The sequence below is a fragment of the Acidovorax sp. BL-A-41-H1 genome (genome assembly GCF_051942715.1).
The window spans coordinates 1,040,775-1,059,401 of record NZ_JBPVJQ010000006.1; the positions used below are offsets into that span (position 1 = coordinate 1,040,775).

General features: G+C 68.0%; 20 protein-coding genes. 8 read left to right on the plus strand and 12 right to left on the minus strand.

Annotated elements, in window-relative coordinates:
* Positions 1-6 precede the first annotated feature (6 nt).
* Positions 7-1,332, minus strand: coding sequence for a DEAD/DEAH box helicase (locus ACTPOI_RS18010; RefSeq protein WP_440111253.1), 1,326 nt, complete (start codon positions 1,330-1,332; stop codon positions 7-9).
* Positions 1,333-1,553: 221 nt separating this feature from the next.
* Between ACTPOI_RS18010 and ACTPOI_RS18015 the strand changes: the two genes are divergently transcribed.
* The 4 genes from ACTPOI_RS18015 to ACTPOI_RS18030 all read left to right on the plus strand — a co-directional run bounded on the left by ACTPOI_RS18015 (position 1,554) and on the right by ACTPOI_RS18030 (position 2,949).
* Entirely contained in the window at positions 1,554-2,021 is a 468-nt protein-coding gene (locus ACTPOI_RS18015) for a DUF2721 domain-containing protein (RefSeq protein ID WP_440111255.1), read from the plus strand.
* Positions 2,018-2,380 carry a translation initiation factor Sui1 gene (locus ACTPOI_RS18020; protein WP_440111257.1) on the plus strand — a complete coding sequence of 121 codons (363 nt, stop codon included), beginning with the start codon at positions 2,018-2,020 and terminating at the stop codon, positions 2,378-2,380. The genes ACTPOI_RS18015 and ACTPOI_RS18020 overlap by 4 nt, the downstream gene beginning before the upstream one ends.
* A gap of 8 nt (positions 2,381-2,388) precedes the next feature.
* Positions 2,389-2,622, plus strand: a complete 234-nt coding sequence (locus ACTPOI_RS18025; protein ID WP_440112668.1) for a DUF3820 family protein — start codon at positions 2,389-2,391, stop codon at positions 2,620-2,622.
* Positions 2,623-2,775: 153 nt separating this feature from the next.
* Positions 2,776-2,949, plus strand: a complete 174-nt coding sequence (locus ACTPOI_RS18030) for a LiaI-LiaF-like domain-containing protein (RefSeq protein WP_197506377.1) — start codon at positions 2,776-2,778, stop codon at positions 2,947-2,949.
* 33 nt (positions 2,950-2,982) lie between these two features.
* On the opposite strand, the gene ACTPOI_RS18035 is transcribed toward ACTPOI_RS18030, so the two are convergent.
* Both ACTPOI_RS18035 and ytfE read right to left on the minus strand, forming a co-directional pair.
* The gene (locus tag ACTPOI_RS18035) at positions 2,983-3,414 is read right to left on the minus strand and encodes a group III truncated hemoglobin (protein ID WP_440112670.1); all 432 of its coding nucleotides are present in this window, start codon (positions 3,412-3,414) and stop codon (positions 2,983-2,985) included.
* A gap of 2 nt (positions 3,415-3,416) precedes the next feature.
* Positions 3,417-4,166: an iron-sulfur cluster repair protein YtfE gene (ytfE, locus tag ACTPOI_RS18040; RefSeq protein WP_440111259.1), complete on the minus strand. Its 750-nt coding sequence runs from the start codon at positions 4,164-4,166 to the stop codon at positions 3,417-3,419.
* An 88-nt stretch (positions 4,167-4,254) separates the two neighbouring features.
* On the opposite strand from ytfE, the gene ACTPOI_RS18045 reads away from it, so the two are divergent.
* Positions 4,255-4,797, plus strand: a complete 543-nt coding sequence (locus ACTPOI_RS18045) for an RrF2 family transcriptional regulator (RefSeq protein WP_440111261.1) — start codon at positions 4,255-4,257, stop codon at positions 4,795-4,797.
* Between the two features lie 37 nt (positions 4,798-4,834).
* Here ACTPOI_RS18045 and ACTPOI_RS18050 read toward each other — a convergent pair whose 3' ends face one another.
* The 5 genes from ACTPOI_RS18050 to serB form a co-directional block, all read right to left on the minus strand.
* Positions 4,835-5,872 carry a helix-turn-helix transcriptional regulator gene (locus tag ACTPOI_RS18050; protein WP_440111263.1) on the minus strand — a complete coding sequence of 346 codons (1,038 nt, stop codon included), beginning with the start codon at positions 5,870-5,872 and terminating at the stop codon, positions 4,835-4,837.
* A 22-nt stretch (positions 5,873-5,894) separates the two neighbouring features.
* Positions 5,895-8,015, minus strand: a complete 2,121-nt coding sequence (locus ACTPOI_RS18055) for a molybdopterin cofactor-binding domain-containing protein (RefSeq protein WP_440111265.1) — start codon at positions 8,013-8,015, stop codon at positions 5,895-5,897.
* The gene (locus ACTPOI_RS18060; RefSeq protein WP_440111267.1) at positions 8,012-8,476 is read right to left on the minus strand and encodes a (2Fe-2S)-binding protein; all 465 of its coding nucleotides are present in this window, start codon (positions 8,474-8,476) and stop codon (positions 8,012-8,014) included. Before ACTPOI_RS18060 ends, ACTPOI_RS18055 begins: the two co-directional genes overlap by 4 nt.
* Before the next feature lie 167 nt (positions 8,477-8,643).
* Positions 8,644-9,231 carry a redoxin domain-containing protein gene (locus ACTPOI_RS18065; RefSeq protein ID WP_440111269.1) on the minus strand — a complete coding sequence of 196 codons (588 nt, stop codon included), beginning with the start codon at positions 9,229-9,231 and terminating at the stop codon, positions 8,644-8,646.
* A 25-nt stretch (positions 9,232-9,256) separates the two neighbouring features.
* Complete coding sequence (gene serB, locus ACTPOI_RS18070; RefSeq protein WP_440111271.1) at positions 9,257-9,970, minus strand: phosphoserine phosphatase SerB; 714 nt, start codon at positions 9,968-9,970, stop codon at positions 9,257-9,259.
* A 188-nt stretch (positions 9,971-10,158) separates the two neighbouring features.
* Between serB and ACTPOI_RS18075 the strand changes: the two genes are divergently transcribed.
* Positions 10,159-10,377 (plus strand): hypothetical protein, encoded by a 219-nt coding sequence (locus tag ACTPOI_RS18075; RefSeq protein WP_440111273.1) that lies wholly within the window; start codon positions 10,159-10,161, stop codon positions 10,375-10,377.
* Between the two features lie 75 nt (positions 10,378-10,452).
* Here the strand turns inward: ACTPOI_RS18075 and ACTPOI_RS18080 are convergent, their stop codons facing one another.
* Both ACTPOI_RS18080 and mfd read right to left on the minus strand, forming a co-directional pair.
* Positions 10,453-11,112 carry a hypothetical protein gene (locus tag ACTPOI_RS18080; RefSeq protein ID WP_440111275.1) on the minus strand — a complete coding sequence of 220 codons (660 nt, stop codon included), beginning with the start codon at positions 11,110-11,112 and terminating at the stop codon, positions 10,453-10,455.
* 83 nt (positions 11,113-11,195) lie between these two features.
* Positions 11,196-14,678 carry a transcription-repair coupling factor gene (mfd, locus tag ACTPOI_RS18085; RefSeq protein ID WP_440111277.1) on the minus strand — a complete coding sequence of 1,161 codons (3,483 nt, stop codon included), beginning with the start codon at positions 14,676-14,678 and terminating at the stop codon, positions 11,196-11,198.
* Positions 14,679-14,777: 99 nt separating this feature from the next.
* On the opposite strand from mfd, the gene ACTPOI_RS18090 reads away from it, so the two are divergent.
* On the plus strand, positions 14,778-15,692 hold the full coding sequence (locus ACTPOI_RS18090) for an IspD/TarI family cytidylyltransferase (RefSeq protein ID WP_440111279.1): 915 nt from the start codon (positions 14,778-14,780) through the stop codon (positions 15,690-15,692).
* A gap of 87 nt (positions 15,693-15,779) precedes the next feature.
* A complete protein-coding gene (ispF, locus tag ACTPOI_RS18095) occupies positions 15,780-16,259 on the plus strand; it encodes a 2-C-methyl-D-erythritol 2,4-cyclodiphosphate synthase (protein ID WP_069106239.1) in 480 nt (159 codons plus the stop codon).
* Positions 16,260-16,305: 46 nt separating this feature from the next.
* Here the strand turns inward: ispF and ACTPOI_RS18100 are convergent, their stop codons facing one another.
* Positions 16,306-17,844 (minus strand): ATP-binding protein, encoded by a 1,539-nt coding sequence (locus ACTPOI_RS18100; RefSeq protein WP_440111281.1) that lies wholly within the window; start codon positions 17,842-17,844, stop codon positions 16,306-16,308.
* An 11-nt stretch (positions 17,845-17,855) separates the two neighbouring features.
* A complete protein-coding gene (ompR, locus tag ACTPOI_RS18105; RefSeq protein WP_440111283.1) occupies positions 17,856-18,587 on the minus strand; it encodes an osmolarity response regulator transcription factor OmpR in 732 nt (243 codons plus the stop codon).
* Positions 18,588-18,627 lie beyond the last annotated feature (40 nt).

The following is an 18,627-nucleotide window of genomic DNA, read 5'->3' on the forward strand; positions in this document are numbered from 1 at the left end:
TGCTGATCAGCCGGTGGTTTTACGCCCGGTTGCTGGCACAGCCACAGTGCTGGCGGCGCTGCCCGCACCCGTATCGCCCCCTGTGTCGCCTGCTGCGGCCTGCGCTGCACGCAGCTTGTCCTTCTTGCTGGGCCTGCGGCCCTTGATGCCACCGGTGCCCTGAGGGTCGGTTGCGGATGGCGGTGGCGTGGCCTCGGTGGGCTCGAACCCCGGCAGCTGTTCCAGCGGCAGCGTCAGATGCTGGCGTTTTTCAATCAGGCGAAAGTGCGCCTGGGCCTCTGGCGTGACAAAGCTCACGGCCATGCCGCTTTCGCCCGCCCGGCCCGTGCGACCGATGCGGTGCACGTAGTCCACCGCCGAGCGGGGCAGGTCGTAGTTGACCACCGCCGGCAATTGCGCAATGTCGATGCCGCGCGCGGCCAGGTCGGTGGTGACCACCACCTGCCAGCGCTCGTCCTTGAACTCCTGCAGCACCTGGTTGCGCGCGCCCTGGCTCAGGCCGCCGTGGAAGGGCGACGCGAAAATGCCTGCCTTGTAGAGCTTTTCGGCCACATGCTCGGCCGCGTACTGCGTGGCCACAAACACCAGCACGCGGGACCAGCCGTGCTCCTTGATCAGGTGGCGCAGCAACTGGGTGCGTCGGCTGGCATCCACAGCGATAGCGCGCTGCTCGATGGCGGGCTCGTTGCCAGGCGTGTGCGGTACTTCCACGCGCACGGGGCTGCGCAGCAGGCTGTCGGCCAGTGCCTGCACGGCATCAGGGAAGGTGGCCGAGAAAAACAGGTTCTGCCGCTGTGCGGGCAGCAGGGCCAGCACGCGCTGCAGCTCCTCGGCAAAGCCCAGGTCGAGCAGGCGGTCGGCCTCGTCCAGCACCAGATGCGCCACGGCGCCCAGCCGCAGGGCGTTGTGCTCCACCAGATCGAGCAGGCGTCCGGGGGTAGCCACCACAATGTCGGCGCCTCCACGTAGGCCCATCATCTGCGGGTTGATCGACACGCCGCCGAAAACGATCGCGACCTTCAGCGGCTGCTGCAGGTGCTGGCCCAGGCTGCGCAGCACCTCGCCCACCTGGGCTGCCAGCTCGCGCGTGGGCACCAGCACCAGGGCGCGCACGCGGCGCGGCCCGCCCGTGGCGCTCAGCTGGAGCTGCTGCAGCAGCGGCAGGGCAAACGCTGCCGTCTTGCCAGAGCCCGTCTGCGCCGCACCTAACAAATCGGTACCTGCAAGGATGGCCGGTATGGCCTCTGCCTGGACAGGCGTGGGCGCCGTGAAGCCGGCCTGGCTGGCAGCGTGGACGAGAGCGGGAGACAGACCGAGGGCGGAAAAGGGCATGGGCAGGGCGCGGACAGGAGAAGCAGTGGATACGGGGCGAGAGCACGCCGCGCATGGCGCGGCAGCATGGTGCCGCGCCAGACGGCAGGCGGGCTACCAAAGCGGCCATTGTCGCTGCACCCGACCGCTGGCAGACCTGCAGGCGCAATGCAGGCGTCGCGCGCAGATAATCGGCGCCTTCCCTCAATGTGATCTTTTTGGCCCGACGGGGCACCGCATCCATGGCTTTCAACTTTGATTCATCTGTGATCACCCACGGCATCCAGCTGGCCGTTGCGCCCGTGTTCCTGCTGACCGCGGTATCGGGAATGATCGGCGCGGTGGCGGGGCGCCTTGCGCGGATCATCGACCGGGCGCGAGTGGTCGAGGACCGGGCGCGCACCAGCACCGATCCGGAGTTGCTGGCACGTGCCTACCGCGAGCTGGGCGACCTTCAAAAACGCGGGCGCCTTGCCAATGGTTGCATCGGGCTGCTCACGGTGTGCGCGTTTCTCATCGGTATCACCATCATCCTGCTGTTTCTGGGAGAGACGGCAGGGCTTGCGTCCAACCGGTTTGCGGTGGGCGGCTTTCTGGCGGGCGTGGTGTCGTTCCTGCTCGCGTTGCTGTGCTTCATGACCGAGACGCTGCTGGCCACGCGCCTGCTGAATTTCCATTTGCTGCAGACCGACGTGGGGGGCTCGCGATGAAATCGCTGGCCGACCTGGGCGGGCTGGTCTACTCGACTGAAGCGGGGCGCATGTGCCCCGGCTGCCGCCAGCCGGTGGCGCAGTGCACCTGCAAGCAGGCCGCGCCCGTGCCTGCGGGCGACGGCATCGTACGTGTGTCGCGCGAGACCAAGGGGCGGGGCGGCAAGGCGGTGACGCTGGTCAAGGGCGTGCCGCTGGCTGGCGAGGCGCTGGAGCAGCTGGGCAAACAGCTCAAGACAGCCTGCGGCAGCGGCGGTACCGTCAAGGACGGGGTGATCGAGGTGCAGGGCAACCATGTGGAGCGCGTGATGGCAGCGCTGCAGAAGCTGGGCCACAAGGTCAAGCGTGCGGGGGGCTGAGTATCGTGATCGATCCCGATAAGCTGCAGCGCCTCGTCACCCAGCAAATGCCGTACGGCAAGCACAAGGGCAAGGTGCTGGCGGATTTGCCCGGCAATTACTTGAACTGGTTTGCGCGCGAGGGATTTCCCAAGGGCGAGCTGGGCCAGCTGCTGGCGCTGATGCATGAGATCGATCACAACGGTTTGTCTGATTTGCTCAAGCCGCTGCGGCAGGCGCCTCGCGGGGCCGTGCGAGGGTAGGGGCCACGGCTGGCGAGGGCGGTGTGGCAGTCGGTGCATGCACTGCCCCTGGGCGGCTCTTTTGAAAATTGCCAGCGTCATGGCTGCCGTGGCGTCAGGCGTGCCACCATAATCCGCGAGTCATCAGCCAAACATCAAACGGGGGGAGTCCACATGAAGGGAAATATCGCGGCGATCGTACTGGTCGTGCTGGGCGTGTTTTTTCTGCTGACCAATCTGGGGCTCATCAGCATCAGCCTGCGTGAGCTGCTGCGCGTATGGTGGCCGGTGGCACTGATTGCCGTGGGCCTGGCGCTGTTCTTCACGCCCGGCGACAAGAAGAAGTAGCCTGCGCGCAGAGCCCCCGCGCGGGTCTGCGACTCAATGCGCGCTGTGCCCGTCGCGCGGCGGTGCAAAGGCCGGTTCACTGCCGAAGTAGCCTCTGAACAGGTTGCGCGCAATGCCGTGGGCCACGACCTGCAGCTCGCGCGCCACCTCGGGGGTGAACTGGCGCTGGGTGTGCGCCTGCCACAAGCCCACCCAGGCGGCAAAATGCGCCGGGGTCACGCCTTGCAGCGCCATGTGTTTGCCAAAAACATCCCCCCGAAAAGTGCGCGTGCCCAGGGCCACCGTGCTCCAGAAGTCCACCAGCCGTTGCAGGTGCGTGTCCCAGCGGTCGCCGATGGCTTGCTCGAACGTCGGGCCCAGCAGAGGGTGCTGGCGCACGTCCGCATAGAAGCCGTGCACGAGCAGCGTGATGGTTTCAGCGCTCGGTGCCCGGTTCTGTGTGGGCTCTGGCGCGCCACTGTCCATCGTCACACAGCGCCGCCGCTGCAGGCGCAGCCCGAGGGTCCGCACCCTTGCGCCGGTACGGGCGATTGTTCAAACAGCGGGAACAGCACGTTGTTTTCCAGGTGGATGTGGTTGATGAGGTCGTCGCCCAGCTGCGCAATGCCTGCATACAGCGCACGCCAGGTGTTGCAGGCGCCTTGCGGGGGTGTGGCGTCGTGGGTCAGCGCGTTGAGCTTGTCCAGTGCCTCGCCGTGGTCCACATGCTCGGTGCGCATCATGCCGATGGGCTGACCCACAAACGGTTTGCCGCCGCTCTTGAGCATGGGAAACAGCACCTGTTCTTCCTTGAGCATGTGCGACAGCAGTTCCTCCTGCATGGTTTCCAGATGATCGGCCAGGCCCACGGGCACGTCCGGGTTGTCGCGGTGCACGGCTTCCACGCGGCGGGCCATGCGGATCAGCTCGGGCAGCTGCTGGCGGTGTACTTCGTGGTAGCGGACAAGGATGTGATCGATGAGCTCGGTGGGGGTGGCGGCATCGGGCACGGCGTCGCTGCGCTGCAGGGATTGCAGCTCTGCGAGCACGGCGGTGGCATCCAGCCCCTTGTCGGCCGCTGCCTTGGCCAGGCTCACCTGGCCGCCGCAGCAAAAGTCCAGTTTCAGCCGCCTGAAGACGGCTGTCGCGCCGGGAATCTGCACCGCGAGTTGTCCGATCTGCTGATCGGCGGTGAGTGCGGCGGGGGTGGAATGGAGGCTGTCGATACGGGCGTTCATGGTGGCTCCTTAAAGATTCATTCGATGTGAATATTTTATTCAATAAAATGTACTCTGTGTGTTTCTTTACTTGACCTGGGGCAAATCCATGCGTCTGACCCAATGGACCGACTACACGCTGCGCGTGCTGATGTACTGTGCTGCGACCCAGGGGCGGGTGCAGCCTGTCACCATCACCGAGATTGCAGAGGGCTACGGCATTTCGCGCAGCCACCTCATGAAGATCGTGCAGCAGCTGTCTGCCCAGGGCCTTCTGGAGACCACGCGCGGCCGAGGCGGCGGCATCCGGCTGGCACGCCCTGCCTCTGGCATCAACGTTGGGGTCGTGGTGCGCGCCACCGAAACCGATTTCAACCTGGTCGAATGCTTTGACCCGGCCACCGACGAATGCCGCCTGAGCGGCCAGTGCCGCCTGAAGGGCGTGTTGTGGCAAGCCTTGCAGGCGTATCTGGCGGTGCTGGATGGTGTGACGCTGGCAGATTTGATGGGCTCGCCCACGCGCATGGGCATCCCGGCCTTGGATGCGGTGCCTGCGGCACTTCCAACGGTGGCGATGCCAGTCAAAGGTGGCATGCCCCGGCGCCCCGCACCGCCGGGCCAGCGAGCGCTTTCAGGATCTGAATCCGAGTGAAAAAGGCCGCAGGCGAAATTTCTGATTGGTTCGTTTGCTATTGAAGCGATAGCGTTTCGGAGGCGATGGCAGCCCCAAACGCCTGCCGGTAGCGCGCTGGCGGCAGGCCGACGTAGCGGGAAAACTCCCGTGTGAAGTGCGGCTGGTCGGCAAAGCCACAGGCAAATCCGATTTCGGCCAGCCCATGGGTGCCCTCCAGCAGCCATTGGGCCGCCACGCGCGTGCGGGCCTCGGCCACCACTTGGCGGCAGCCCAGATCCCACTGGGCCAGTGCGCGCTGCAAGCTGCGCCGCGACATGCCTGCCTCGTCGGCCAGCGCATCGACAGTGTGCGGGGCAGCCGGGTCGCGCAGAACCCGGCGCGCCAGTTGCAGGGCCAGCGGTGGCCAGGGCAGGGCGTCGCACAGCGTGGTGAACGCTTGCGGCGGCGTGCCGGCTCTGGTGTGGGGCTCTGCTCTGTCTCGGTCTTCGTCTGTTTTCCAGCGTAGCGTCCAGTGGTGTGCTTTGCCCTGGGCTACCACCGCGGCCAGCTGCGTCAGAACATCGGTCGCGCCCAAAGGATTCCCGTGCAGCACGGCAAGCGGTTTGCCTGCTCCCGGGGCACCGATTTCAAGCTGCAGCGCTCTGGCACCGATGGCCTGGCTTGCGCCCGCCAGCACGCCGATCACGGCCAGGCTTTCTGCGGGCAGCGGGCCGGGGGTGATGCCCGTGCGCGCCTGGTGCTGCAGCGAGATGAAGTCAGGCCCGCTCGACACGACACCCACCTGGTGGCGCGAGTGCACATACCGTTCCAGCCGCTGCCAGCGCGCGATCAGCCCCGGTACGCTGGCAGCACCCAGCAGAGCGCCGTGCACGGGGTCGCCTGCGAGCATGTCCACCCGTTGGGCCAGAAGCAGCAACGTGCCCAGTCCGCCCTGGCGCAGCAAGGATTCGACCACGCTGCGCTTGTACGCCAGGGGCACGTGGCTGTCGGGCATGCGGCAGTCCGCTGCAGGCGGCGGCGGTGGCTCCAGCCCGTGGGCGGCCATGGCGCGCACCAGAAGGCGGACCATGGCGGCGCTGGCAAAGTCTTGCATGGGCGGATTCTGCCTGGCGCCTTCAGCCCTGCGCCTTGAGCGCCCGCAGCACGTCCGTGCTGCGCACCGGCATGCGGCCAAAGCGCACGCCGGTGGCATCGCGCAGCGCGTTGGCAATGGCGCCCGCCCCGGCCACCATGACGGTTTCCCCCGCGCCAGTGGGGGGCGCGCTGCTGTTTACCAGGTGCACATGCAGTGGCGGCACGTCGCCCATGCGTGGCAGCGGGTAGTCGGCAAAACTGGCGGCGGCCACGCCTGAGCGGGCCACGGGCAGCTGCTCGTGCAGCACCATGCCCAGGCACCACACGAGGTTGCCCTCGGTCTGCGCGCGCACGCCGTCGGGCTGCAGCACCAGGCCGCAGTCGTGCGCGCACCACAGCGCCGTCACGCGCACCTGGCCGGTGGCGCGTAACACTTCCACATCGGCCACGGCGGCGGCGTAGCTCACACCTTTGTAGATGCCGCCCGCAATGCCGCGGCCGCGCAAGGTGGTGGCGTCGCTGGCGGGGCGCTCTGGCCAGCGGGCCTCGGCAGCGGCGCGGCGCAGCACCTGGGCCAGGCGTGCATCGGTGGTGTGTTGCAGGCGCCAGTCCAAGGGGTCGGCCTGGGCCAGGCGTGCGCACTCGTCCATGGCGCTTTCCACCGCCAGGGTGTTGGGCCCTGCGCCCAGGCCGCGCCAGGGGCCGGTGTGCACGGGCAGGCGCTGCGCGGTGAACTCGATGCGCTGGCGGGGCACTTCGTACGGCAGTTGCGCGCCACGCGACACGCCGCTGTCCCCCGCAAGGTCAGCCAGGTTCTGCATCCACACCGGCATGGCGGCGGGCGTGAACAGGATGTGGCTGCTGGCCAGCGCGTGCCACCAGTGCGTGATGCGCCCGCCCTGCACGCGTGCCCGTATGCGGTGGCTGGAGGGCGGGCGCTGGAAGCCCTGGGCAAACTCCTGCGCGCGGCTCCACTGCACCTTCACGGGTGCGCCCACCGCCTGTGCCAATACGGCGGCTTCCAGCTCTACCGTGCACAGCGTGCGGCCGCCAAACCCGCCGCCGATGCGGCAGGCCTGTACGTCGACGCGTTCTACATCAAGGCTGAGCTGGCGGGCCAGCACGTCGCGCACGTAGAACATGTCTTGCGTGCCCGCCCATACGCGCAGGGCAGTGCCTTTGTCTGCGGCGGCCAGCCAGTGCGCGGTGGCGCTGCGGGGCTCGATGGGGGCGTGGGCGGCCAGAGGCACGTCCATGCGCAGGTCCAGCGCCCATGCGGTGTCTGCGGGCAGGTCGTCCTTGCGGAGGCGATGCTGCAGGGGGCCACGGTGGAGGTGGGTGTCGATGTCGATGCGCTCGTCGATGGCGGCCTGCCCGAACGCGGTGCCTGGCGGTACCTGCCACTGCACGGCCAGGGCGGCCTCGATGCGGTCCAGCGCCGAGGGCGTGCGGGCGACGATGCCCAGGCCAAGGCTGCCCATCTGCTGCAGGAGCGGGTGCGGCACCACGGCCACGCAGGCCGGGTCGGCGCGGGCTGCGGTGTCATCCCACGCTTTTGGGTGTGAGGCCAGCTCGGCCGACACGGGCGCGCGCAGCACGCGGCCGTACAGCAGGCCGGGCAGGCGCGTGTCGCCGGCATACAGCGGCTTGCCGGTGATGATGGCGTGCAGCTGGCCGAGAGCGTCGGGCGTTGCGGTGGGCATGGCAGTAGCAGGCTCCGTGCGGGCTTGCAGGCTGCGCAGCGCGCTGGCCGGGATGTCGCGCGCGGCCAGCGTGCCGCTGTTCTGGCCCTGTGCCAGCGCCTCGCGCAGGGTGGCGCAGGCCCGGGCCAGGGGCAGGGCAAAGTCCTGCACGCTTGCACTGCCCACGGTGGCGCGCACGCGGGCGATGTCGCGGGTGCCGGACAGTTGCAGGTGCACGTGCGCGGGCGGCACGCCCAGCTCGGCAGCGGCCAGGCCCTGCAGCGCAGTGCTGATCTGCTGGCCCATCTCGGCGCCGGGCAGCCACAGGGTGTAGCGGCCATCTTCGTACCGTATCCACCCCAGCGCGTCGTCGGCCGTGGAGGTGGGGCGCTTGGGTATCACCGGGACCAGGCCGCAGCCTGCGAGCGTGACGGTGAGCGCCCCGGCGCCTGCCGCTGCCAAAAACTGGCGGCGCCTCATCGCTTGGTGCCCCGGGCGGCCTGGTGGATGGCCGCGCGCACCCGCTGCTGGGTGCCGCAGCGGCACAGGTGGCCCGACATGGCGGCGTCGATCTGGGCATCGCTCGGGCGGGGCGTGGCGCGCAGCAGGGCCGCCGCGCCCATGATCTGGCCGCTCTGGCAGTAGCCGCACTGGGGCACGCGCAGGTCCAGCCATGCTTGTTGCACGGGGTGCAGCGTGCCGTCGGGCCCCGCCAGCCCTTCGATGGTGGTCACGGCCCGCCCTTGCAGCCCGCGGGCCGTCTGCAGGCAGGCGCGCTGCGCCACGCCGTCGATGAGCACGGTGCACGCGCCGCACTGGCCCACGCCGCAGCCAAAACGGGTGCCGGTCAGGCCCAGGGGCTCGCGCAGCAGCCAGAGCAGGGGTTCGTCCTCCCAGCCGGGGGGCACGGGCTGGGGCTGTTGGTTCAGGGTGATGTGCATGCGGGCCTCCGTGGTGTGACGGGGGCCAGTGTGCAAAGGCTGGGGCGGGCGAGTCTTGAAGATTTGCGCCAGAGGCAGCGCGGGGCGCATCAGGGCATGGTGCGCCCTGTGGAGTCAAAAATAGTGGTCAAAATGGCTGTCCGCGCTCGTCCATCAAGCGCAAGATGCTATTGTGTTGATAGCAATTCATACCACTGCGGCACGGTCTGCGCCCACCACAGCCGCAGGCGCATGGCCCATTCGGGTGTGTAGCCCGAGGTAGCGAACCGCACTTGGCCGCGCGCGTCGATGACCACCAGCGCGGGCACGGCGCGCACGCCCCAGCTGCGAGACAGGCTGCCCGCTCGGTCTACCGCCGTGGGCCAGGCCATGCCGCGCTGGCGCTGCACCTGGGCTACGCGCTCGGCATTGCCCGACTGCATGGCCACACCCAGCACCGGCCAGTCGGCAGACAGGCTGGCGATGCTGGGCTCTTCCAGCTTGCAGATGGAACACCATTCGGCCCAGAAATGCACGGCCACGGCCCGGCCGGGGTGCTGGGCGCGCCAGTCGCCCAGCGTGGTCGCGGTGGCGGTGCCGTCGGCGGCTGCGGCCATCACCAGCGGTGTATCGGGCGCTGGGCCCCGGGGCAGGTCGCGCGTGCGCCAGGTGTCTACCGCCACGATGGCGATCCAGGCGAGCGCGAGGGTGGCCAGGTGCTGCTTCCAGCCCCGGAGCAGGGCCCGCGCGGCGCGGGTGAAGCGCGCTGTCAGCACAACGGTGTGGCGAGCCGGTGAGGGCTCAGCGCAGCACTTCCAGCAGGCGGTCCAGCCCGCCCTGGTTGATGGCCACCTTGGCCTGCGCACGCACGGCGGGCTTGGCGTGGTAGGCCACCGACAGGCCGGCGGCGCCCATCATGGGCAGGTCGTTCGCGCCATCGCCAACGGCAATCGCCTGCTGCGGCGAGATGCCCATGAGCGAAGCCACTTCCAGCAGCGTGCGCCGCTTTTCGGCGCCGTCGCAGATGTCGCCCCAGGCCTGGTCGACCATGCGGCCGGTGAGGTAGCCGTTGTCGATCTCCAGCATGTTCGAGCGCGCCAGGTCGATGCCCAGCCCGGCCTTCACACGGTCGGCAAAAAAGGTGAAGCCGCCCGAGACGAGCAGCGTCGTCAGGCCCGCAGCCTTGGCGGCAGTGATGAGCTCCTTCGCACCGGGGTTGAAGCGCAGGCGCTCGCTGAACACCTGTTCCATGTGCGCCACCGACACGCCCTTGAGCAGCGCAACGCGCTGGCGCAGGCTTTCCTTGTAGTCGGTGATCAGGCCCTGCATGGCGGCCTCGGTGATGGCGGCCACCTCGGCCTTGCGGCCTGCGGCGTCGGCGATCTCATCCACGCACTCGATGTTGATCAGGGTGGAGTCCATGTCGAACGCGATGAGCTTGTAGCTCGACAGGGACAGGGGCGGCTCGATACCCTGGACAACAAGGCCTGGGGCGAATTCGGTGGCATGGGTCATGGCGCAGGCAAAAAGGCGGGTTTAAACACAAGCCCGCAATGGTAAAGCCCATGCCGTGGCCCCCGTAGCCGATCCGCAGAGCGCGCTGTGCGCGCCCTGCCGCCGACCGTTACGGCCGGGAGGCCCCAGTGGGTTAGCCTTGGGCCATGCGCCACCCGGCCGGCACGACCGGCCCCTACGGATGACCGATGAAAACCATTGACGAAATGCTGCACCTTGAGTTGTTGACCGCCGAGCAGCACGGCGATATCAGCGCCTGGATTGCCCGCTCCGCGACGCCGGACGACATCCTGCAGATGCCTGCAACGCTGTGGCAGGCCGTGGAGCGGGCCAGCCAGGTCATGGGCATCAACGAGGACCTGTTGCGCCCACCTGCCCTGGATGCAGGCGACTTGGGCCACGGCTGACGAGCCAACCAGCCTGTTTCGTGACCGCAGCACCCCCCTTGCGCTGAGGCAACCGTTGCGCGCCAGCAGCCAGCTTCACCGGGGCCGAGGCAGGTACAGCCGGTCAGACCAGGTGGCCAGCCACTCGGGCTTGAAGGCCACGAAGATGGCGGCCAGCATGCCGGTGACGAAGCCATCGCCCCAGGCCATCAGCCAGCGGGCCACCAGGGACAGCTCGCCCCCGACGCCGGGCAGCAGGTGGCCGCTCCATTGCGACAGCACACCGGCCGCAAACACGCAGACCACCGTGCCCAGGAACGCGCGGCCCAGTACGTACACGAACGGCCGGGTGCCTGTGTAGCGCCGCACCAGGGCACCAAGGCCCAGCGCCAGGGTGGCGGGCACCACCCCCAGCCACACGACGGCGCTCAGCGCATCGGGCCACGCCAGGGCAGGTGAGATGAGGCCCGCCGCCACGCCCACGCCGATGAACACCGGGACTGCCAGCGGCCAGCCCAGCATCAGCACCACCAGGCAGGCGCCCGACCATTGCAGTTGCAGCGGCATCGCGTGCAGCGTGGGCAGGGCCCACATCCAGGGCAGGAACACCAGGGTGGCCAGCAGCGGCGTCCACAGCGCTGAGGGCGCGCCGTGCGTCTGGTGTACCAGCGGCGGGCGGGCGGCCAGCATGCGCCACGGCCTTGCCGCCAGGGCGGCAACAAGGGCTACAACGGCAAGCAGGGCTTCCAGCCACATGGTCGATTTGCTATGTTTTCAATAGCTAAAGGTGCATACGTTACGTGCACCTGCAGCCAAAATCATTCAAAAAGTGCTCGAAATCATGCTGCAGCAGCAACCAGCGGCTGCCCCAGGCTGCGCAGCACATCGCGCACCAGCTGGGCCCGGTCCTTGGGCTCCTTGAGTTCGCGTTCGATGCGCAGCTTCTCGTTGCCCGCCAGCTTGATGTGCTTGTTCTTCTGGATCAGCTCGATGATGCGCATCGGGTCAATGGGCGGCTGCGGCCTGAAGGTGATGTTGATCACCCCAGGCGCGGCATCCACCTTCACCACGCCGTAGGGCTGGCTCAGCACGCGCAGGCGGTGCACGTCGATGAGGGTCTGCGCCTGCGCAGGCAGCTTGCCAAAGCGGTCCACGATTTCTTCGAGCAGCCCGTCGATCTGGTCCGGCGTTTTGGCCGTGGCCAGTTTCTTGTAGAACGACAGGCGCAGGTGCACGTCGCCACAGTAGTCGTCGGGCAGCAGGGCGGGGGCGTGCAGGTTGATGTCGGTGGTCACGCTCAGCGGTGACAGCAAATCGGGCTCCTTGCCGGCCTTGAGCGCCTTGACGGCTTCGCTCAGCATCTCGTTGTACAGCTGGAAGCCCACCTCCAGCATGTTGCCGCTCTGGTTTTCGCCCAGCACCTCGCCCGCCCCGCGGATCTCCAGGTCGTGCATTGCCAGGTAGAAGCCGCTGCCCAGCTCCTCCATCGCCTGGATGGCATCGAGCCGCTGCTGCGCCTGCTTGGTCAGCCCTTCGGTGTCGGGCACCATCAGGTAGGCATACGCCTGGTGGTGGCTGCGGCCCACGCGGCCGCGCAGCTGGTGCAGCTGGGCCAGGCCGAACTTGTCGGCGCGGCTCATGATGATGGTGTTGGCCGTGGGCACGTCGATGCCGGTCTCGATGATGGTCGAGCACAGCAGGATGTTGTAGCGCTGCGCCACAAAGTCGCGCATCACGCGTTCCAGCTCGCGCTCGGGCATCTGGCCGTGGGCCACGGCAATGCGCGCCTCGGGCAGGATTTCTTCGAGCTTCTGGCGGCGGTTCTCGATGGTCTCCACCTCGTTGTGCAAGAAGTAGCATTGCCCGCCGCGCTTCAGTTCACGCAGCACGGCCTCGCGGATCACGCCTGTGCCTTCGTTGCGCACAAAGGTCTTGATCGCCAGGCGGCGCTGCGGCGCAGTGGCGATCACAGAGAGGTCGCGCAAGCCTTCCAGTGCCATGCCCAGCGTGCGCGGGATTGGCGTGGCCGTGAGCGTGAGCACGTCCACCTCGGCGCGCAGGGCCTTCATCTGCTCCTTGTGGCGCACGCCAAAACGGTGCTCCTCGTCGATGATGAGGAGGCCCAGGTTGTGGAACTTGGTGGATTCGGAGAGTAGCTTGTGGGTGCCCACCACGATGTCCACCGTGCCGTCGCCGATGCCCTTGATGGCGGCCGTGATCTCCTTGCCGGAGCGGAAACGCGACACCTCGGCAATCTTCACCGGCCATTTGCTGAAGCGGTCTACCAGCGTCTGGTAGTGCTGTTCGGCCAGCAGCGTGGTGGGCGCCAGAAACGCCACCTGCTTGCCACCCGTCACGGCCACAAAGGCTGCACGCAACGCCACCTCGGTCTTGCCAAAGCCCACGTCGCCGCAGACCAGGCGGTCCATGGGGCGGGGGCTGATCATGTCCTGGATCACGGCGTGAATGGCCGCGTTCTGGTCGGCCGTTTCGTCAAAGCCAAAGTCGTTGGCAAAGGTTTCGTAGTCCTGCGGGCTGTAGCGGAAGGCATGGCCCTGGCGCAGTGCGCGGCGCGCGTAGATGTTGAGCAGCTCGGCGGCGCTGTCGCGCACCTGCTCGGCGGCCTTGCGCTTGGCCTTTTCCCACTGGCCGCTGCCCAGCTTGTGCAGCGGGGCTTCGTCGGCGCTCACGCCGGTGTAGCGGCTGATCAGCTGCAGCTGGCTCACCGGCACATACAGCACGGCCTTGTCGGCGTATTCCAGATGCAGGAACTCCTGCATGGCGGGTGTGCCATCGGGGTTCTTGTTGCCCACGTCCATGTTCACCAGCCCGCGGTAGCGGCCAATGCCGTGCGCGCTGTGCACCACCGGGTCGCCCACGTTGAGCTCGGCCAGGTCCTTGATCAGGGCCTCGACATCGCTGACCTGCTCTTGCTTCTTGCGGCGGCGCGTGGTGGGGCCGGCGGCAAACAGCTCGGTCTCGGTGACGAAGTCGATACCGTCCTCGATCCAGCTGAAACCCACGGTGAGGCCGGCCGTGGCAATGCCGACCTTTTCGGCCGTGTCGCCCTGGAACTCGGCCAGCGAATCGAATGCAGGCGGGTTGAGCTGCGAGGCGCGCAGAAAGTCGAGCAGACTCTCACGCCGGCCGTCGCTTTCGGCCAGCAGCAGCACGCGGTGCTGCGTGTTGCGGATGTGTGCGTGCAGGCGCGCCAGCGGGTCTTCGGCGCCCCGCACCACCGACAGATCGCCCAGCTTCTGGAAGTGCGGGTTGTCATCCACATCCGCCACGCCGGGGCGCAGCGACAGCTGGGCGTGGTGGTTGGCGCGGGTGTAGAACTGGTCGATGGACAGGAACAGCGCCTCGGGCGGCAGGGCAGGCCGTTCGGGGTCGCCCTGCACCAGGCGGAAGCGGTCTTTGGTGTCTTGCCAAAAGCGCTGGAACGCCGGTTCCAGGTCGCCATGCAGCACCACCGTGGCCTCAGCGCCCAGGTAGTCGAACACGGTGGCGGTTTCGTCGAAGAACAGCGGCAGGTAGTACTCGATGCCGGCGGTGGCCACGCCCGCGCCCATGTCCTTGTAGATGCGGCTCTTGGTCGGGTCGCCCTCCAGCATCTCGCGCCAGCGGCTGCGGAACTTGGCGCGCGCCTCGTCGTCCATGGGGAACTCCCGGCCGGGCAGCAGGCGCACCTCGGGCACGGGGTACAGGCTGCGCTGGCTGTCGGGGTCGAACGTACGGATCGAATCGATCTCGTTGTCGAACAGGTCCACGCGGTAGGGCACCAGCGAGCCCATGGGGAACAGGTCAATCAGCCCGCCGCGCACCGCGTATTCGCCGGGGCTCACCACCTGCGACACATGTGAGTAGCCCGCAAGCGTGAGCTGCGCCTTGAACTTCGCTTCGTCGAGCTTTTGCTTGACCTTGAAGTGAAAGGTGTAGCCTGCCAAAAATGAAGGCGGTGCCAGCCGGTACAGCGCCGTGGTGGCCGGCACGATGACCACATCGGCCCCCGTGTCCTTGTCCTTCTGGCTGATGCGCCACAGCGTGGCCAGGCGCTCGCTGATCAGATCCTGGTGCGGCGAGAACGTATCGTACGGCAGGGTTTCCCAGTCGGGGAACAGCGCGCAGCGCAGGCCGGGCGCAAAAAACGCCATCTCGTCGATGAGGCGCTGCGCATCGGTCGCGTCGGCCGTGACGATGGCGGTGGTGCGGCCTGCAGCCTTGTCACGCTCGGCCAGGCGGGCCAGCAGCAGAGAATCGGCGCTGCCCACGGGGCGGGGCAGGGTGAAGCGTTTTCCGGGGGAGAGTTTGGGCAGTTCCATGCGGACGGTGGCGTCAGTGGGCCCGCCGCATCCCCCGGGGCGCAAGACGCGCACGGGCCGGATGGGGAGGGCAGCCGGAGATTCTAGAATGAGCGCTCCATGACTGCTCCCTTGCTGCAACCTGCCCCTGCGCCCCTGTCGGCCCAGGGCCGTTTCTGGGCCCTCGTGCCCTGTGCCGGTACGGGGTCGCGCGCGATTGCGGCGGGGCAGCCTGCAGCGCCGGGTACGGGCGGCCTTCATGGGGGCTCCACGTTGGCTGCTGTCTTTGCGGCATCGGGCCCCGAAGTGGCGGCAGCGCCGCCGCCCCCTTTGCCCAAGCAATACCACGCTGTGGCGGGCAGCCCGATGGTCCTGCACACGCTGGCTGCCTTTGCCGGGGTCGGGCGCCTGCTGGGCACGCTGGTGGCCGTGGCGCCCGGCGACCGGTTTCTGGACGCCTACCCCCACCCGGCCTGGTTTGCAGTGGAATGCGGTGGCGCAACCCGCGCCGACACCGTGATGGGCGGCCTGCGTGCGCTGGTAGGCCGCGGTGCCCAGCCGGATGACTGGGTGCTGGTGCACGATGCGGCGCGCTGCCTGGTGACCACCGCGCAGATCGACACCCTGATCGACCAGTGCGCGGGCGACACCGTGGGCGGATTGCTGGCGCACAAGCTGGCCGACACCCTCAAGACATCGACCGATGGCCCCGGCGGCGTGCGCGTGTCTGCCACGGTAGACCGTAGCGACAAATGGCTGGCGCAGACGCCACAGATGTTCCGCATCGGCCCGCTGATGGATGCGATTGCCAAGGTGGGCTCCAATGTGACCGACGAAGCGGGCGCGATGGAGGCCATGGGCCTGCACCCGCGGCTTGTGCCCGGTGGCGCTCAGAACTTCAAGGTCACCTACCCGGACGACTTTGCGCTGGCCTCCGCCGTGCTCGCGGCCCGGTCGCATGGCACCACCCTGGAGCGCTTTGGTGGCGAACGGGGCCACGCGGGCGACGCCATGGAGCGCAAGTCGATTTTTTGACAGGCCGGTGCGTTTGCGCCCGGCGCCCCCCCCTACACACAGAACACGGCCGCACGGCGTGCCGCAATTGCTGAAGGCAACTAACCCATGAATTTCAGGATCGGTGAAGGCTGGGACGTCCATGCGCTGGTGCCCGGGCGCAGGCTCGTGATCGGCGGGGTCGAGATCCCCCATTCCAGCGGGCTGCTCGGCCATTCGGATGCCGATGTGTTGCTGCACGCCATCACCGACGCCCTGCTGGGTGCGGCGGGGCTGGGCGACATTGGCCGGCATTTTCCAGACACCGATGCTGCGTTTCGCGGCGCAGATTCGGCCGTGCTGCTGGCCGAGGCTGCGCGGCGGGTGCGCGCGGCGGGCTTTGAGATCGGCAACATCGACAGCACCGTGGTGGCCCAGGCGCCGCGCCTGGCCAGCCACATCCCGGCCATGTGCACGGTGATTGCCCGGGCCGTGGGCGTGACCGTGTCGCAGGTCAACGTGAAGGCCAAGACCGCCGAACGCCTGGGGCCGGTAGGCCAGGGTTTGGCCATGGAGGCGCGCGCCGCAGCGCTGATCTTTACCGCTTGACGTGCGCCGCGGGGCCCGGCACTGCGGCGTGCCAGGCCCGGTCAGCTCATGTCACGGCGTCGTTGGCGCGGCGCTGCGGAAGCTTGCGCTTGACCGAGGGGCGCATCAGCCGCTGCTTGGGGTCCTGCCCGTCGGCGAGCGACGTGGCGCGCTGCAGCTGCAGGTGCGCCACCAGCCCGCCGGTGCTGGAGTTGGCCAGCGCAAAGATGCCGCCCATCCGCTGCACCGTCTTGTCGACGATCGACAGCCCCAGGCCTGCGCCGGCTGCCGCCGTGCGGGCCGAGTCCCCGCGGAAAAACGGCTTGGTCAGGTTGGACAGTTGCTCGGGCGGCACACCGCTGCCGTGGTCGCGCAGCTTGATCAGCACCCAGTTCTCGCGCCCCTTGGCGGCAATGTCGACGTGGGCGATGCCCGTGGCCTCCGTCTTGCCGTAGCGCCGCGCGTTCTCCAGCAGGTTCGAGATGACCCGCGCCAGCTCGATCTCGTCGGCCAGCACGTTCAGCTCTTCGGGCACCGACATGGTGATCAGCAGCTCGCGGTGGTCCTGCACTGCGTAGACGCACGACGAGATCACGGCATGCAGGTTGACGGGCGTCAGCGTGACATGGTCGGGCCGCGCGTAGTCAAGGAACTTGTCGATGGTGGCGTCGAGCTGGACGATGTCGGCCACCATGTGTTCGCGTGCGACTTCGTCGTTCACGCTCATCTCGGTTTCCAGCCGCAGGCGGGCCAGGGGCGTGCGCAGGTCGTGCGAAATACCGGCCAGCATCACGGCGCGGTCCTGCTCCAGCTTGGCCAGTTTTTGCGCCATGCGGTTGAAGCCGATGTTCACCTCGCGGATCTCGCTGGTGACGACCTCCTCATCCAGGTGGCTGGCCGCAAAGTCGCCGTCCTTGACGCGATTGGCCGCATACGACAGCTGCTTGAGCGGCCGGTTGATCAGCCGTGCGATGGCCGCGGCGCCTGCCAGCGACAGCGCGGCTGCGGTCACCAGCCAGATGAGCCAGGTGCGGCCACCGGCGGGGCTGAAGCGCGAGCGGTCCATCAGCAGCCAGTTGGGGTCACCATTGATGTTGAAGCCCACCCACAGGCCGTTTTCCCCATTGACGCTCTGCGCCACGATGGTGTCGGGCCCCAGGCGCTGCGTGAGCTCGTCGGTGAGGCGGTTGCCCAGTGCGGTGTGGTCCAGCAGCTGAAAGCTGTCCTTGGGCTCACGGGGAAGAATGCGCACGCCTTCCTGGTCGGCCATGGTCTTGATCAGCGACACGCGTGCGATGGCGTCCGAGTGCACCAGAGCCGCGCGGCTCAGGTTGACCAGCGATGCAATCTGCTGCGCGGTGTGCAGCGTGCGGGGCTCGAATTCGAGCGCGCGCAGCGTCTGCAGCCACGCGAGGATGCTGCCGACCAGCAGCAGGGCCAGCAGGAAGAACGTGCGCCAGAAAAGGTTCAGCCCGACCCGAGCGCGCTGCTCGCGCGCAGCGCGAAGCGATTCCAGCGGCGCGGGGCTGGTGACCTCGGAACGGTCAGGCGCCTCGTCACCGGCCAGACCGCTGTCTGGCCGGGTGTTCGCAGCAGGTTTGGTCATCGAGCGGGGGCTCAGCTCGTGCCGTCCGGCACGAAGACATAGCCCACGCCCCACACGGTCTGGATATACCGTGGCGCTGCCGCATCGACCTCGACCAGCTTGCGCAGGCGCGATACCTGGACATCGAGGCTGCGGTCAAAGGGCTCGAACTCGCGGCCGCGTGCCAGCAGGGCCAGTTTTTCGCGCGACAGGGGCTGGCGCGGGTGGCGCACCAGCGCCTTGAGCATGGCGAATTCGCCGGTGGTCAGGGGCAGCTCTTCGCCACTGCGCTGCAGTGCACGCGTACCCAGGTCGAACGTGAACGGCCCGAACGTGACCACTTCGTTCTCGCCCGAGGGAGCGCCGGGCGCCTCCTGCGCGGGTCGGCGGCGCAACACGGCGTGGATGCGGGCCAGCAGTTCGCGCGGGTTGAAGGGCTTGCCCAGGTAGTCATCGGCGCCCACCTCCAGGCCCACGATGCGGTCCACGTCCTCGCCCTTGGCGGTCAGCATGATGATGGGGGTGCGGTCGTTGGCGGCACGCAGGCGGCGGCAGATCGACAGACCGTCTTCGCCCGGCATCATCAGGTCCAGCACGATGATGTCGACCGTCTCGCGCAGCAGCAGGCGGTTGAGCGCCTTGCCGTCTTCGGCGACCATCACCTCGAAGCCTTCCTGCGTCAGGTAGCGGCGCAGCAGGTCGCGGATCCGCGCATCGTCGTCGACTACCAGAACCTTGTCGGTGCGATTGGTTGTTGTGGCCATGGGTATCCTGAGTCCAATTTGTAACAGAGCCAATTCTGAC